This window comes from Citrobacter sp. Ca225 (assembly GCF_030337175.1).
Lineage (GTDB): Bacteria > Pseudomonadota > Gammaproteobacteria > Enterobacterales > Enterobacteriaceae > Citrobacter_A > Citrobacter_A amalonaticus.
Genome location: NZ_JAOWCD010000081.1, coordinates 19,588 through 33,558 on the forward strand (window position 1 = coordinate 19,588; position 13,971 = coordinate 33,558).

16 protein-coding genes are annotated in these 13,971 nt (G+C 56.3%); 3 read left to right on the forward strand and 13 right to left on the reverse strand.

All coding sequences use genetic code 11. The annotated features are described in order from the left end of the window. Positions 1-52: 52 nt before the first annotated feature. Together dnaG and rpsU are read right to left on the reverse strand one after the other, a co-directional pair. Entirely contained in the window at positions 53-1,798 is a 1,746-nt protein-coding gene (gene dnaG / locus OGW13_RS14985; protein ID WP_044265580.1) for a DNA primase, read from the reverse strand. A gap of 232 nt (positions 1,799-2,030) precedes the next feature. Continuing rightward, complete coding sequence (gene rpsU / locus OGW13_RS14990) at positions 2,031-2,246, reverse strand: 30S ribosomal protein S21 (RefSeq protein ID WP_001144069.1); 216 nt, start codon at positions 2,244-2,246, stop codon at positions 2,031-2,033. A gap of 227 nt (positions 2,247-2,473) precedes the next feature. Here rpsU and tsaD point away from each other — a divergent pair, with 227 nt between their 5' ends. Then, a complete protein-coding gene (gene tsaD, locus OGW13_RS14995; RefSeq protein WP_042998195.1) occupies positions 2,474-3,487 on the forward strand; it encodes a tRNA (adenosine(37)-N6)-threonylcarbamoyltransferase complex transferase subunit TsaD in 1,014 nt (337 codons plus the stop codon). A gap of 123 nt (positions 3,488-3,610) precedes the next feature. Here the strand turns inward: tsaD and ureG are convergent, their stop codons facing one another. From ureG to ttdA, 10 genes are all read right to left on the reverse strand, one after another. After that, positions 3,611-4,228, reverse strand: a complete 618-nt coding sequence (ureG, locus tag OGW13_RS15000; protein ID WP_042324316.1) for an urease accessory protein UreG — start codon at positions 4,226-4,228, stop codon at positions 3,611-3,613. 9 nt (positions 4,229-4,237) lie between these two features. Then, entirely contained in the window at positions 4,238-4,912 is a 675-nt protein-coding gene (locus OGW13_RS15005) for an urease accessory protein UreF (RefSeq protein WP_287116252.1), read from the reverse strand. Then, on the reverse strand, positions 4,912-5,370 hold the full coding sequence (gene ureE, locus OGW13_RS15010; RefSeq protein ID WP_042998193.1) for an urease accessory protein UreE: 459 nt from the start codon (positions 5,368-5,370) through the stop codon (positions 4,912-4,914). The genes OGW13_RS15005 and ureE overlap by 1 nt, the downstream gene beginning before the upstream one ends. Before the next feature lie 9 nt (positions 5,371-5,379). Next, on the reverse strand, positions 5,380-7,083 hold the full coding sequence (gene ureC, locus OGW13_RS15015) for an urease subunit alpha (protein ID WP_109739822.1): 1,704 nt from the start codon (positions 7,081-7,083) through the stop codon (positions 5,380-5,382). Then, positions 7,076-7,396 carry an urease subunit beta gene (locus OGW13_RS15020; RefSeq protein ID WP_044328096.1) on the reverse strand — a complete coding sequence of 107 codons (321 nt, stop codon included), beginning with the start codon at positions 7,394-7,396 and terminating at the stop codon, positions 7,076-7,078. Before OGW13_RS15020 ends, ureC begins: the two co-directional genes overlap by 8 nt. A 9-nt stretch (positions 7,397-7,405) precedes the next feature. Next, positions 7,406-7,708: an urease subunit gamma gene (locus OGW13_RS15025; RefSeq protein ID WP_042998190.1), complete on the reverse strand. Its 303-nt coding sequence runs from the start codon at positions 7,706-7,708 to the stop codon at positions 7,406-7,408. A 9-nt stretch (positions 7,709-7,717) separates the two neighbouring features. Then, positions 7,718-8,542 carry an urease accessory protein UreD gene (locus tag OGW13_RS15030; RefSeq protein WP_287116260.1) on the reverse strand — a complete coding sequence of 275 codons (825 nt, stop codon included), beginning with the start codon at positions 8,540-8,542 and terminating at the stop codon, positions 7,718-7,720. 123 nt (positions 8,543-8,665) lie between these two features. Continuing rightward, the gene (locus OGW13_RS15035) at positions 8,666-10,129 is read right to left on the reverse strand and encodes an anion permease (protein ID WP_042998189.1); all 1,464 of its coding nucleotides are present in this window, start codon (positions 10,127-10,129) and stop codon (positions 8,666-8,668) included. A 48-nt stretch (positions 10,130-10,177) separates the two neighbouring features. Then, positions 10,178-10,783, reverse strand: a complete 606-nt coding sequence (ttdB, locus tag OGW13_RS15040) for a L(+)-tartrate dehydratase subunit beta (protein ID WP_042324302.1) — start codon at positions 10,781-10,783, stop codon at positions 10,178-10,180. Then, on the reverse strand, positions 10,780-11,691 hold the full coding sequence (gene ttdA / locus OGW13_RS15045) for a L(+)-tartrate dehydratase subunit alpha (protein ID WP_090048979.1): 912 nt from the start codon (positions 11,689-11,691) through the stop codon (positions 10,780-10,782). The genes ttdB and ttdA overlap by 4 nt, the downstream gene beginning before the upstream one ends. A 212-nt stretch (positions 11,692-11,903) precedes the next feature. On the opposite strand from ttdA, the gene ttdR reads away from it, so the two are divergent. Continuing rightward, the gene (gene ttdR / locus OGW13_RS15050; protein WP_042998188.1) at positions 11,904-12,836 is read left to right on the forward strand and encodes an L-tartrate utilization transcriptional activator TtdR; all 933 of its coding nucleotides are present in this window, start codon (positions 11,904-11,906) and stop codon (positions 12,834-12,836) included. Between the two features lie 32 nt (positions 12,837-12,868). Here ttdR and plsY read toward each other — a convergent pair whose 3' ends face one another. Continuing rightward, on the reverse strand, positions 12,869-13,486 hold the full coding sequence (gene plsY / locus OGW13_RS15055; RefSeq protein ID WP_042998187.1) for a glycerol-3-phosphate 1-O-acyltransferase PlsY: 618 nt from the start codon (positions 13,484-13,486) through the stop codon (positions 12,869-12,871). Between the two features lie 106 nt (positions 13,487-13,592). Here plsY and folB point away from each other — a divergent pair, with 106 nt between their 5' ends. After that, positions 13,593-13,958, forward strand: a complete 366-nt coding sequence (folB, locus tag OGW13_RS15060; protein WP_042998186.1) for a bifunctional dihydroneopterin aldolase/7,8-dihydroneopterin epimerase — start codon at positions 13,593-13,595, stop codon at positions 13,956-13,958. The last annotated feature ends 13 nt before the right edge of the window (positions 13,959-13,971 follow it).

Genomic DNA, 13,971 nt, shown 5'->3' on the forward strand with positions numbered 1-13,971 from the left:
GCGGCGTTCTCTTGCTGCCTTGATACAACTCGAATGATTTTGTCTGCTTCAGTTATTTCTTCGCCAGTTCCTGGTTCAATGTCCAGAGTTCCCGGCGTTCTTCGTTGCTTAAACCGTGTGTGCGCTCGCGGGCAATTAGCTCTTCCTGGCGCAGCTCAAGCATCGAATCAAACATATGGTTGAGTGAGTCGGTGAAGGTTTTTTCAGCAATATCCTTATCTGCTATATCGTCCCACATCGACAGTTTTTCAAGGGTGGCCGCATCATTTGTGCCACGATAGTGTTCTAAAAGCTGTCCGGTAGTCAGCCCGGGCTGGGACAAACAAGTGTTGACCAGTTCGGCAAATAAACCAAGTCCGGGCAGTTTATTCTGATCCAGACCGCTTAACGGCGGCACCAGCGGCGCCAGTTCCGGATTTTGCACCAACAGTCCTATCAGTATACGCATGGTCGTGCGTTTTAGCTGCGGAGCGGGTCGGGAAGCCCCACTTTCAGACAATTTTGGCATCAATCGTTCAAGTTGGCTGTCATCCAGAATGCCAAGCTTGTTTCCCAATTCCTGGCGCAGATAAATGCGCAGCGTTTCACCCGGTACCTGTGTGATGAGCGGCAGCGCCAGCGTACTCAACTGCGCACGCCCGTCTGGAGTGCTCAGGTCCACCTGTGGCAGCAGGCTATTAAACAAAAACGCGGAGAGCGGCAGGGCCTGCTCCATCCGGGCTTCGAATGCCTCTTTCCCCTCTTTCCGCACCAGCGTATCGGGGTCTTCGCCATCAGGTAAAAACATAAAGCGTAGCTGACGACCATCTGTCATGTACGGCAAAGCGGTTTCCAGCGCGCGCCAGGCGGCGTCTCGTCCTGCCCGGTCACCGTCATAACAGCATATGACGTTGTTCGTGGCGCGGAACAGGAGCTGGATATGATCGGCGGTAGTTGAAGTACCCAGCGAAGCCACGGCATAGTTAATGCCATACTGCGCCAGCGCCACCACATCCATATAGCCTTCCACTACTAACAGACGTTGCGGATCGGCGTTATCCTGCTGCGCTTCATAAAGGCCATACAGCTGGCGACCCTTATGGAAAATATCGGTTTCTGGGGAGTTAAGGTACTTCGGCAGGGCATCACCCAGCACACGACCACCAAAACCTATCACCCGACCACGCTTGTCGCGGATGGGGAACATCACCCGTTCGCGGAAGCGATCGTAACTGCGTCCCTGATCGTTGGTGACCAACATGCCCGCATCCACCAGTGACTGGCGATTTTCGCTATTGCCGCCAAACCGTTTCAGGACGTTGTCCCAACCGGGAGGCGCAAAGCCAATAGCAAAACGCGCGATCACTTCACTACTGAGTCCTCGCTTTTCCAGATACTGGCGCGCAGGGGTAGCGGCGGGTTGCATCAGAGATTGCTGATAAAACGTGTTCAGGCCATCCATCAGTTGATAAAGGCTTTGCCGTTGATGGCGCTCTATCTGGCTGGGACCTGTGCCTGCTTCAAACGGGACGTCAAGATTATGCATGGCCGCCAGTTCTTCGACGGTTTCCACGAACTCGAGCTTGTCGTAGTTCATCAGGAAGTCGATGACGTTGCCGTGCGCGCCGCATCCGAAGCAGTGATAAAACTGTTTTTCACCGTTTACGGTGAAAGAGGGGGTTTTTTCGTTATGGAACGGACAGCACGCATGATAATTCTTGCCCTGCTTTTTCAGCTTTACCCGCGCGTCGATGAGATCGACGATGTCGGTTCGTGCCAGCAGGTCATTGATAAATACGCGTGGGATTCGTCCAGCCATATGCCCCGTTTATTTTTTATGACTCATATACACAAAATCATTCAGGTTGCATCAAGGCGGCAAAAGAGCGAATCCTCAGGAACGTACATCAGTACGTGACTGGGGTGAGCGAGCGCAGAGGCAGCTTGAATGATGACGTATATAAACGAAAATAAGCCGCGCATTCCTTTCGGAAGCACGGCCTTACAACTACAACTCGGTCTGAATCGAGAGCCTCAGCCCCCGACAGAGATTAGTACAGACGAGTGCGGCGTGCGTTTTCGCGAGCCAGTTTCTTCGCGTGACGTTTCACAGCAGAAGCTTTAGCGCGTTTACGTTCGGTAGTCGGTTTTTCATAGAACTCACGACGACGAACTTCCGCCAGAACGCCTGCTTTCTCGCAGGAACGCTTGAAGCGACGCAGTGCTACGTCGAACGGCTCGTTTTCACGTACTTTAATTACCGGCATGTAACTCTCACCTTTAATAAATTCGGTTTGCCGCTGGCATCAGCGCCAGCTTATTTCAAAATGGTGCGGAATTTTACTGCAATTGCTGCTGCTTTGTAAAGCACCGATGCGATTTTGAAAGGGACTTTTATAAGGGGGGAGAGTATACACGAAATCGGGAGTGAGGGTATACATCTCCCCGCATTCGACCTACACTGCGCGGTAATAAAGTGAGGTAGAAACAAGTCATGCGTGTACTGGGAATTGAAACATCCTGCGATGAAACCGGCATCGCCATTTACGACGATGAAAAAGGTCTGTTAGCCAACCAATTGTATAGTCAGGTGAAATTACATGCTGACTACGGCGGGGTCGTGCCTGAACTGGCCTCCCGCGATCATGTCCGCAAAACGGTGCCGTTGATCCAGGCGGCGCTGAAAGAGGCGGGACTGAGTGCAAAAGAGATTGATGCGGTGGCGTATACCGCAGGACCGGGTCTGGTTGGCGCGCTGCTGGTCGGTGCAACCGTCGGTCGTTCTCTGGCGTTTGCGTGGAATGTGCCCGCTATCCCCGTACACCACATGGAAGGACATCTGCTGGCGCCAATGCTGGAAGATAACCCGCCGGAATTCCCCTTCGTGGCGCTGTTGGTGTCGGGGGGACATACCCAGCTTATCAGCGTGACTGGTGTCGGACAGTATGAACTGTTGGGTGAGTCGATTGATGATGCCGCCGGTGAAGCGTTCGATAAAACCGCCAAACTGCTGGGGCTTGACTATCCAGGCGGCCCGATGCTGTCGAAAATGGCGTCGCAGGGCACCGCTGGACGTTTTGTTTTCCCACGGCCCATGACCGATCGCCCGGGGCTGGATTTCAGCTTCTCAGGGCTGAAAACCTTTGCGGCGAATACTATCCGCAATAACGGCGGCGATGATCAAACCCGTGCTGATATCGCCCGGGCGTTTGAAGACGCGGTGGTGGATACGCTGATGATCAAGTGTAAACGTGCGCTGGATCAGACCGGCTTTAAGCGTCTGGTGATGGCAGGCGGCGTCAGCGCCAACCGCACGCTGCGCGCGAAGCTGGCGGAGATGATGCAAAAACGTCGTGGTGAGGTGTTTTATGCCCGTCCGGAATTTTGCACCGATAACGGGGCGATGATTGCCTATGCCGGTATGGTGCGCTTTAAAGCGGGCGCCACGGCGGATCTCGGCGTGACCGTGCGTCCACGCTGGCCGTTGGCGGAACTGCCAGCAGCTTAAGTAGGGTTTGTCCTGCCCGGTGGCGCTACGCTTACCGGGCCTACGAATCTATTCTCTGCATTTACCGGATCGACAAGACCGCAGGCCGGGTCAGGCGAAGCCGCCACTCAGCAATACACCGCATTACACCCGCAACATTCCTCTGTCTTCCAGAAACGCAATAATCGTCGCCAGACCGTCACCCGATTTCAAATTGGTAAATGTCCACGGGCGCTCGCCGCGCATGCGCAACGTATCGCGCTCCATCACCTCCAGCGACGCGCCGACATAGGGGGCGAGATCGGTTTTGTTGATCACCAGGAAATCCGATTTGGTGATCCCTGGTCCGCCCTTGCGCGGGATCTTTTCCCCTTCGGCGACGTCGATCACATAGATCGTCAGATCCGCCAGCTCCGGGCTGAAGGTAGCACTCAGGTTGTCGCCGCCGCTCTCGACAAAAATCAAATCCAGATTGCCAAATTTTTCGCTTAATGCTTCCACCGCAGCCAGATTCATCGAGGCGTCTTCGCGGATGGCGGTGTGCGGACAGCCGCCGGTTTCTACACCGACAATACGTTCCGGCGCCAGTGCGCCCGCTTCGGTGAGAATCCGCTGATCCTCTTTGGTGTAGATATCGTTGGTGACCACCGCCAGTTGCCAGCGATCGCGCATTGCTTTGCATAACGCTTCCAGCAGGGCGGTTTTACCGGAACCGACCGGGCCGCCTACGCCAACGCGCAGGGGATGTTTGTACTCACTCATTGTCTCTCCTCAGGAGCGAAATAAACGGCAATATTGGGTTTCATGGCGTGCAGAGGCGATGGCCGCCAGCGGCGTGGCGGAACCCAGACGGTCGTCCGGACACGCCAGCGCTTGCGCCATGCCTTTGGCGTATTGCGCGCAAAGTGAAATAATCAGCCGTTGCGCGGCCTGTTGGCCAAACGGCACCAGCTTGACGCCGGCCATCACGGCGCTCTCGATCCAGCTGTAACCGAGCGTTATCGCCAGGTCATGCAGCGGAATGCGCCACTGCACGCCGAGCCAGGCCATACCGCAGAGCTGACTGTCGGCAAAACGTGCGCGCCATTGCTGCGGGCACTCTGGCTGCCAGTCGACCACCAGTCGGGTGAACGCGACACCCCGGCTACGTTCTTCTTCCCGCAGCTCGCGGGTTTCCCTGCAGGCCAGCAGATACGCGGTCCAGCGGCGTGCGGCGTCAATATCATCCTGCTCACAGGCGTGATACAGACGGGCAAACAGCGGCAGGTCGACGGTGAAAACGTTATTTTCCATCTGTCGGGTTTGCCAGCATTCGAAGGTGTCCACGCTGTTCACCCAGCCAGTTTCTACCGCCCACTCCAACCCCTGGGACCAGGTAAACGAGCCCACCGGCAGGCTGCTGCTGGCGAGTTGCAGCAAACGCAACTGCTGTTGTGCGTCACGCATCAGTGCGCATGGCTGTGGTGATGGCCGTGGGATTCACCGGCATACGCCCCGGCCTCGGGCTCAAACGGCAGATGGGCAAAGGTCACCTCTAACCTGAACTGGCGCAGCATGGTGTCCAGAACGTGATCGTGGTGATAGCGCAGTTCGTCCGGCAAAATTTGCAGTGGGACGTGACGGTTGCCGAGGTGGTAGCAGGCTTTCGCAAGCAGGAACGGATCGGTGCAACGCACCACCGATACCGCTTCGCTGGCAGCGATAATTTCTACCACCTCCGTGCCATCTTCAGTGCTCAGGCAATCACCGCCGCGCAGCAGCAAGCCTCGGGGCAGCATCAGCCCCGCCTCACGCCCGTCATTGAGCTGTACTTTCGCCCGGCTCTTCACGCGGATATCAATCGGCAGTGTCAGCGTGGCGGTGATGTGCGCTGGGGTGTCAACGCGTTGCGTCAATAACAGCATCTCGGCTCCTCAAAATAAAAAGTAACGTTGCGCCATCGGCAGAACGTCAGCGGGGTCGCTGGTAATGAGTTCGCCGTCGATGCGGACCTCGTAGGTCTGGGCATCCACGGTGATAGTCGGTTGCAGGCTGTTGTGGATCATGTCGGCTTTTTTCACCGTCCGGCAGCCTTTCACCACGGCGGTTTGGCTTTGCAAATTGAGCTGCTGTGCGACACCGTTTTCCACCGCCGCCTGCGACAGAAAAGTCAACCGGGAATGATGACGCGCCGCGCCGAGCGCGCCAAACATCATGCGGTAATGCACCGGTTGCGGCGTGGGGATGGAAGCATTGATGTCCCCCATTGGTGCGCAGGCGATCATGCCGCCTTTCACGATCGTTGCAGGCTTTACGCCGAAAAAGGCCGGTGACCAGAGCACCAGATCCGCCAGCTTTCCGGCTTCAATGGAGCCGACTTCGTGAGCGATACCGTGGGTCAGTGCCGGGTTAATGGTGTACTTGGCGATATAGCGCTTCACGCGCAGATTATCGTTCTCCCCCGTCTCCTCGGCCAAGGGACCGCGCTGAACCTTCATCCGGTGCGCCACCTGCCAGGTGCGCAGGATCACTTCTCCCACGCGCCCCATCGCCTGTGAATCCGATGAGGTCAGAGAAAACGCGCCAATATCGTGTAACACATCTTCGGCGGCGATGGTCTCCCGACGGATCCGTGATTCGGCAAAGGCCACGTCTTCGGCAATATCCGGATCGAGATGGTGGCAAACCATCAGCATGTCGAGGTGTTCATCAATGGTATTGACGGTATAGGGCAGCGTCGGGTTAGTAGAGGAGGGCAGGATATTCGGGTGCGCGCAGGCGGTAATGATATCAGGCGCATGCCCGCCGCCGGCCCCTTCGGTGTGAAAGGTGTGGATGGTACGATCGCCAATCGCCGCCAGCGTATCTTCGACAAAGCCTGACTCGTTCAGAGTATCGCTGTGCAGCGCCACCTGAATGTCCATCTCATCGGCCACGGTTAGCGCACAGTCGATAGCCGCAGGCGTCGCGCCCCAGTCTTCGTGAATTTTCAGGCCGATGGCACCGGCGGCAACCTGCTCGCGCAGTGCATCGGGGTGGGAGCCATTGCCTTTGCCCAGCAGACCGATATTGACGGGCAGCGTATCCGCCGCCTGTAGCATCCGGGCGATGTACCACGGCCCCGGCGTACAGGTGGTGGCGTTGGTGCCAGCTGCCGGTCCGGTACCGCCGCCAATCATTGTCGTCACGCCGGAGACCAGCGCCTCTTCCGCCTGTTGCGGGCAGATCCAGTGAATATGGGTATCCACGCCGCCTGCGGTCACGATCTTGCCTTCACCGGCGATCGCTTCGGTGGCGACGCCGATCGGGATCGTTACGTCAGGCTGAATATCCGGATTCCCGGCTTTGCCGATGGCAAAGATCCTGCCGTCTTTAATGCCGATATCCGCCTTGACGATCCCCCAGTGATCGACGATCAGCGCGTTGGTGATCACCAGGTCCACGCATTCCTGAGACGGCATCTGTCCCTGGCCCATGCCATCGCGGATCACTTTGCCGCCGCCGAATTTCACCTCTTCGCCATAGGTGGTGAGGTCGTTTTCCACTTCGATCCACAGATCCGTGTCCGCCAGACGCACTTTATCGCCGGTGGTCGGGCCGAACATGTCGGCGTAAGCCTGCCGGGAAATCTCAGCCATGCTTCACCTCCAGCGCACCCATGACGTCGCCGCGAAAGCCAACAATACGCTGTGCGCCCGCCACTCGAACCAGTTCGACTTCTCGCTTTTGGCCCGGTTCAAAACGTACCGCCGTTCCCGCCGGAATATTCAGCCGAAAACCCAGCGCGGATTCGCGGGAAAAGCGGAGCGCCGGGTTGACCTCGTAAAAGTGGTAGTGCGATCCCACCTGAATAGGGCGATCGCCATGGTTTTCTATCACGATCGTGCGCGTTTCGCGCCCTGCGTTGATCGCAATGTTTCCCGCTGCGATCCGGTATTCGCCTGGAATCATGGGTTCTCCTTAGACGATCGGGCTGTGAACGGTGACCAGCTTCGAACCGTCTGGAAAGGTCGCTTCCACCTGGATGTCCGGGATCATTTCCGGAACGCCTTCCATCACCTGCTCACGGTTCAGAACGTGGCGGCCATCTTCCATCAACGAGGCGACGCTTTTACCGTCGCGCGCGCCTTCCATGATGAATGCGCTGATGAGCGCCACCGATTCCGGGTAGTTCAGTTTCAGACCCCGCGCCAGTCGGCGTTCTGCGACCAGCGCGGCGGTAAAGAGCAACAGTTTGTCTTTTTCTCTGGGGGTCAGTTCCATAAGCGTCTCTCAGGTTTGCCAGATGCGCGGCAGGTGCGGTGGTTTTTGGGTTAACAGCGGGCGTAAAAACTGCCAGATTTCGCGCATGACGCGCTGAACAGTCAGGTTGTCGTCAGCCAGAAAACGAACCGTCAGCAGTGAGTCGACGAGCGTTGCCCCGGCATAATCACCGAGCGGAGCAAGACGTTCCCGCGCACCGTCGAGCATCTGTTCCGTAGCCGGATAGCAGAGCAGGGTACCGCACCACGGCTGGCTGGCGATGACCGAGAGATCCCCATCCCTCAGCGTCAGGCGTTCAATGAGCAGCGGCTGCCCGTCGCGCCAGATCTCCAGACGGTTATGCAGCGTGCCGTGGCTGAACGTTTCTTGCATAACCGGTCGCCCGAGGCAGAGCAGATCCCAGCCCAGCAGGCGGCTTTCAGCGGTGAGATGAAATACGGAGCGGAGGCTGGCGTTAGCGCCGGGGAACAGGATCGTATCCTGCGGCAGCCATTCCAGCGTCGCGTTTGGGGCCAGCGTGAACGTCTGATGCAGGCACGCCTGTGGGCCTGCGCTACGATAAAACTTACCCGCGCCGGGCATGGTGATTAATACGTGACTGTTTTCGTCCAGCGTGACGGAAATGTGCAGCTCATCACCGCCGACAATTCCGCCGGGCGGGTGGAGTAAATAGAGGTGGCAAACATCGTCTTGCGGATAAAATGGCCGTTGAACCGTCAGGGGACCGACGTGGCGTGCGTGCGTGAGCACCGTTTTGTGCGCGGTATGGCTAAACCGCAGGTCGAGTTCGGCCTGCCAGCCCCGTGTCGGTGTCTTGTGCGCAAGGGTTTCCAGAGCGTTTCCCTTCTCAGCGTGAGGGTGTTTGCATAGCAAAAAGTATGCCTCAGCGCGGCGGGAAAACGGTCATATGAGACGCTTATGGAAAAAAGGGGCGACAGCCCTGCCGCCCCAACGGGGTTAAAGCAAAACGAGAGGCATCCAGATAAGCCCGGTCGCCAGCAGCAGCACCAGGAAAATCAGGCCGAAAATTGCCCCCAGCCGCCAGTAATCCACGGTCGGCAGATAACCGCTGCCATAGTAGATAGGGCTTGGTCCGGTCGCATACGGAGTGAGAATGCTGCCCAGACCAATAGCCGCACCGACCATCAGGCAGAAGACCGGTAAGGGAATTTCCGGCATCGCCAGCGCGGCGGCGATCATCATCGGTGCCAGCGCGGACGTATACGCCGTGGCGCTGGCAAAGAAGTAACGCAACAGCCAGAACACCACGATCAGCGCGATCATCACCATCACCGGTGAGTAGCCGCTCAATCCGCTCGCCAGCAGTTTGCCAAACCAGGTGATAAAGCCGGTGTTGTTCAGTCCGGTTGCGAGAGTGATAAGTGAGGCCAACCAGAAGAAGACGTTCCACGCCGATTTATTACTGACGATGTCATCCCAGGAGATGATGCGCAGCACCAGCATCAGGGCAACGACGCTGTAACCGACCATCGCGGCATCGATGTAGTCCCCTCCGAAGATCCACAGCACCAGGGCGCCTACCATCAGCACCAGCATCTTTTTCTCACGCGAGCAGAGCGGCCCCATCTCTTTGAGTTCCGATTCCGCCCAGCGTGGCACCTGATCGCCCGACTTCAGCACGGGCGGATATAGCACATAGGCGAGCCACGGCACCAACAGAACCAGCAGAATGCTCAGCGGCAGCATGCCTAAGAACCAGTCGCCCCAGCTCAGCGCCGTATGGGACGCGGTCTTCATCAGACCAATCAGCAGCAGGTTCGGTGCCATCGCCGTCAGGAAAATGGCGCTGGTCACGCAGTCGGCGGTGATCCCCATCCACATAATATAAGAACCAATGGAACGGGCGCTGGGATCGTTGGGTTTTGAGTTATAGAGCGGCGGCAGGTTGCGGATAATCGGGTAGATGATCCCTGCGCCGCGTGCGGAGTTAGACGGTGTAACGGGAGCAAGAATCAGCTCGGAGAACATCACCGCGTAGCCGAGAAACAGCGTGCGGTGCCCCATTTTTTTCACCAGCATCAGCGCGATACGCCGACCGAGGCCGGTTTTTTCATAGCCGGTGCCAAACATGAAGGCGGCGAAAATCAACCAGATCACCGAGTTAGAAAAACCAGAAACTGCCCACGAGAGCGCTTTGGACGTAAATTTGAATCCGTCCTGGGCGAGTTGTTCGGGGCTGAACAAAAGCCACGGCGAGAGAACCGCGATAATTGATATCCCAATCATCGCCACGACTGCGCCGGGTACCGGTTCCAGAATGAGTCCCACGATAACCCCGGTAAAGACCGCAAAGTAGAGCCAGGTGTGGCTCTCAAGACCGGTGGGGACGGGCAAAACAGCAATAATGGCGATGACCACCAGCGGAGCCAGATATCGCCACCAACCAGATAAAGGTGCCATTGTCGTATCCCTGCGAAAGAGGGAGAGGCCGAGGCCTCTCCGGAAGGGTTATTTGATGTAATGCACGTGTTCGCAGATTTCGTCGACGATGGGACCGCGACGTTCGGCGAACTGTTTTTTGTTTTCGGCGATCAGGTTGTTGCCGTGGGTGTCGATAGAGACAATCAGCGGACCGAACTCTTTCACCCGGCAAACCCACAGCGATTCCGGCATACCGAGCTCCATCCAGTGCACTTCTTCGATCTCTTCCACTTGAGTGGCTGCCAGCACCGCGCAGCCTGCCGGGAAGATCACGTGTAGCGCCTTGAACTTCTGGCAACCTTCTTCCGTTAGCGGCCCCATGCCGCCTTTACCCACCACCAGTTTGACACCCGTCTGCTCAATGAACTCTTTTTCAAAGGCTTCCATGCGCATGCTGGTGGTGGGGCCGACGGAGACCATCTCCCATTTTTCACCGTTCTTACGCACGATCGGTCCGGCATGGAAAATCGCTTTACCGTTGAGGTCGTAGGGGATCGGGCGCTTTAGTTCGATCAGGCGGCGGTGGCAGACGTCGCGGCAGGTCACCAGCGTACCGGTCAGATAGATCACATCGCCAACGCGGATGTCTTCCAGGTCTTCGGCTTTGATCGGGGTTGTGAGGATCTTTTTCATAACGCGCTCCGGGTGTGAGACAGGTTTTCGAAGGAGAGGTCAGAATGGACCAGCAGCGTACCGCGACGGTGCGCCCAGCAGCCGGTAGAGACAGCGACGCCAATGGTCGACGGGTGACGCGCGGCGGATTCAATATGCACGCCCATCACCGAACTGTTGCCGGTGAGCCCCTGCGGGCCAATGCCCAGCCGGTTCAACCCTTCTTCCAGACGCAATTCAAGCTCTGCCGCTTTGGGGTTCGGATGGCGGGTGCCGATCGGACGCAGTACCGCTTTACGGGACAGCACGGCGGCGGTTTCAACGGAGGTGGCGATCCCCACACCGACCAGCACCGGCGGGCAGGCGTTGACGGCCAGCGTCGAGATGTTTTCAAAGACGAACTTCACCACGCCTTCGTAGCCTTCGGAAGGCATCAGCACTTTGGAACGCCCCGGCAACGTGCAGCCGCCGCCGGCCATGTAAACTTCAATTTCCGCGTCTTCGCCATCAGGGACAATGTCCCATGTCACCCACGGTACGCCGCTACCGGTGTTTTTACCGGTATTCACTTCGTCAAAAATTTCTACCGCGTTGTGGCGCAGCGGCGCTTTCACCGTGGCGTCTTCCACCGCTTGCTTGAGAATGCTTTGCAACTCACCCAATAGCGGGAAACGGGAGCCAACCTTCACGAAGAACATGATCTCACCGGTGTCCTGGCAAGCCGGACGGTTAAGATCGATAGCCTTCTGCATGTTGTCGAACATCGTGTGGTAGATGATTTGCCCCATCTTTGAGGTTTCGGCATCCCGTAGCTGTTTTAATTTGTCCACCACATCGTCGGGCATGCGCGTGGAAATCATGGCGGTAAAATTGGCGACTATTTCCGTCAGCGTACTAACCGCATTTTGATTATTTTGATTGCTCATCATGTCAACTCCAGTTCTTTTATTTGTCTGGAAATAAATCCTCCCTCACAAACTACCATTGAATGTGTGGTTTTATATTATTTGCCACTGTGTATATGCAATTAACAGTTCGTGAATGATGCTGAAGAAAGATGATGAAAATTGAGCAAAGGCAGAGATTAACCTTAGATTGAGAATTACACTTCAGGTATCAATTATCATGGACACCCCGAAAAATGCTCAAAAACTGGCCCTTAGCCAAAGACCTTCAGGTGCTGGTGGAAATCGTCCATACGGGCAGTTTTAGCGCCGCAGCATGCGCCCTCGGACAAACGCCTGCCTTTGTGACGAAGCGGATCCAGATTCTGGAAACTACGCTCGGCACTACGCTGCTTAACCGCTCGGCGCGCGGGGTGGCGCTGACGGAAAGCGGTCAGCGTTGTTATGAACAGGCACTGGTGATCCTGACGCAATATCAGCGCCTGATTGATGATGTGACGCAAATCAAAACGCGCCCGGAAGGGATGATTCGTATTGGCTGTAGCTTCGGATTTGGCCGCAGTCATATTGCACCTGCGATTACCGAATTGATGCGCAATTATCCTGAGTTACAGGTCCATTTTGAACTCTTCGATCGGCAAATTGATTTGGTTCAGGATAATATCGATCTCGATATTCGTATTAACGATGAGATCCCGGATTATTATATTGCGCATTTGTTAACAAAGAATAAAAGAATATTGTGTGCCTCCCCAGAATATTTACAAAAATATCCTGAACCCAAAACCTTGCAGGAATTAAGTCACCATGATTGCCTGGTGACAAAAGAGCGTGACATGACGCACGGAATATGGGAACTGGGAAATGGCACGACGAAAAAATCGGTCAAAGTGAGCGGGCATCTCTCTTCCAACAGCGGTGAAGTCGTTCTGCAATGGGCGCTGGAGGGCAAAGGCATCATGTTGCGTTCAGAGTGGGATGTGCAGCCGTTTCTGGTAAGCGGCAAACTGGTGCGAGTGTTGCCGGAATATGCGCAGAGCGCCAACATCTGGGCGGTATATCAGGAACCACTGTACCGCAGCGTGAAGCTCAGAGTTTGTGTGGAGTTTCTGGCAGCATGGTGCCAGCAGCGCTTAGGCAAGCCGGACGAGGGCTATCAGGTGCTGTAGGCCGGGCTGGACAACGCCATTTCCGGCCAACTTCACTCGGGATCTTTCTCGCGTCTCTTGCGCAGTTTGGTCCAGATTTTCGTTTCCTGGCGGCGCCACAGGCGCTGGATGTTGTCATGATGGCGCAGCAAAATCAGGCACGACAGCATGGAGACCGGGAAGGTGAACTGCGGTTTGAACCACCAGACATAGAACGGGGCAATCAGCGCGCTGACGATCGCTCCCAGCGATGAATAGCCGCTTAACAGAACGGTGAGCAACCAGGTGCCCGCCATTACGCCGGTGAGATCCCAACCGATAGGCGCGATAGCGCCAAAGGCTGTTGCTACGCCTTTTCCACCTTTGAAGCCAAAGAAGACTGGCCAGATATGCCCCAGACAGGCGGCGATGGCGATAAGACCCAACCAGAACGGGCTAACGCCCAGCGCATACGCGCCCCAGACGGGCAACATCCCTTTCAGGACGTCGAAAATCAGGACCGCTGCGGCTGCTCCCTTGCCACCGATTCGTAACACATTGGTCGCGCCAGGGTTGCCGGAGCCGCTGCTACGCGGATCGGGCAAGCCAGCAATGCGGCAGACCAGAATGGCACTGGAAATGGAGCCGCAGAGGTACGCGAAGAGGATCATTCCAGGCGCGATTGCACTCATAAGCTGTTCCGTTTTGAAAATGTCGTGTAAAACGCTACTTCTGTGGATAATACGCATATTTCGCCGGAAGTGGTATCCGGGTTAGCCAAAAAGCAGGCAGGTCGTGATGGATATTGTATTTATAGAGCAACTTTCGGTAATCACCACGATTGGTGTTTACGACTGGGAACAGACTATCGAACAGAAGCTGGTGTTCGATATCGAAATGGCATGGGATAACCGAAAATCAGCAAAAAGTGACGATGTCGCCGATTGCCTGAGCTATGCGGATATCGCCGAGACGATTGTTAATCATGTAGAAGGCGGGCGTTTCGCGCTGGTGGAGCGCGTTGCCGAAGAGGTGGCCGAACTGCTGCTGACGCGCTTTAATTCGCCGTGGGTGCGCATCAAACTCAGTAAGCCCGGCGCGGTGGCGCGCGCGGCCAATGTGGGCGTAATCATTGAGCGTAGCAATAATCTGAAAGAAAAATAATTATCTTCATATT

Coding starts and splice junctions, on each gene's coding strand:
- plsY (WP_042998187.1), bottom strand. CDS start 13,486: ATGAGTGCAATCGCGCCTGGAATGATCCTCTTCGCGTACCTCTGCGGC.
- folB (WP_042998186.1), top strand. CDS start 13,593: ATGGATATTGTATTTATAGAGCAACTTTCGGTAATCACCACGATTGGT.
- ttdR (WP_042998188.1), top strand. CDS start 11,904: ATGCTCAAAAACTGGCCCTTAGCCAAAGACCTTCAGGTGCTGGTGGAA.
- ttdB (WP_042324302.1), bottom strand. CDS start 10,783: ATGAAAAAGATCCTCACAACCCCGATCAAAGCCGAAGACCTGGAAGAC.
- ureE (WP_042998193.1), bottom strand. CDS start 5,370: ATGCTGTTATTGACGCAACGCGTTGACACCCCAGCGCACATCACCGCC.
- ureC (WP_109739822.1), bottom strand. CDS start 7,083: ATGGCTGAGATTTCCCGGCAGGCTTACGCCGACATGTTCGGCCCGACC.
- ureG (WP_042324316.1), bottom strand. CDS start 4,228: ATGAGTGAGTACAAACATCCCCTGCGCGTTGGCGTAGGCGGCCCGGTC.
- OGW13_RS15020 (WP_044328096.1), bottom strand. CDS start 7,396: ATGATTCCAGGCGAATACCGGATCGCAGCGGGAAACATTGCGATCAAC.
- OGW13_RS15035 (WP_042998189.1), bottom strand. CDS start 10,129: ATGGCACCTTTATCTGGTTGGTGGCGATATCTGGCTCCGCTGGTGGTC.
- ttdA (WP_090048979.1), bottom strand. CDS start 11,691: ATGATGAGCAATCAAAATAATCAAAATGCGGTTAGTACGCTGACGGAA.
- rpsU (WP_001144069.1), bottom strand. CDS start 2,246: ATGCCGGTAATTAAAGTACGTGAAAACGAGCCGTTCGACGTAGCACTG.
- tsaD (WP_042998195.1), top strand. CDS start 2,474: ATGCGTGTACTGGGAATTGAAACATCCTGCGATGAAACCGGCATCGCC.
- OGW13_RS15025 (WP_042998190.1), bottom strand. CDS start 7,708: ATGGAACTGACCCCCAGAGAAAAAGACAAACTGTTGCTCTTTACCGCC.
- OGW13_RS15005 (WP_287116252.1), bottom strand. CDS start 4,912: ATGCGTGACGCACAACAGCAGTTGCGTTTGCTGCAACTCGCCAGCAGC.
- dnaG (WP_044265580.1), bottom strand. CDS start 1,798: ATGGCTGGACGAATCCCACGCGTATTTATCAATGACCTGCTGGCACGA.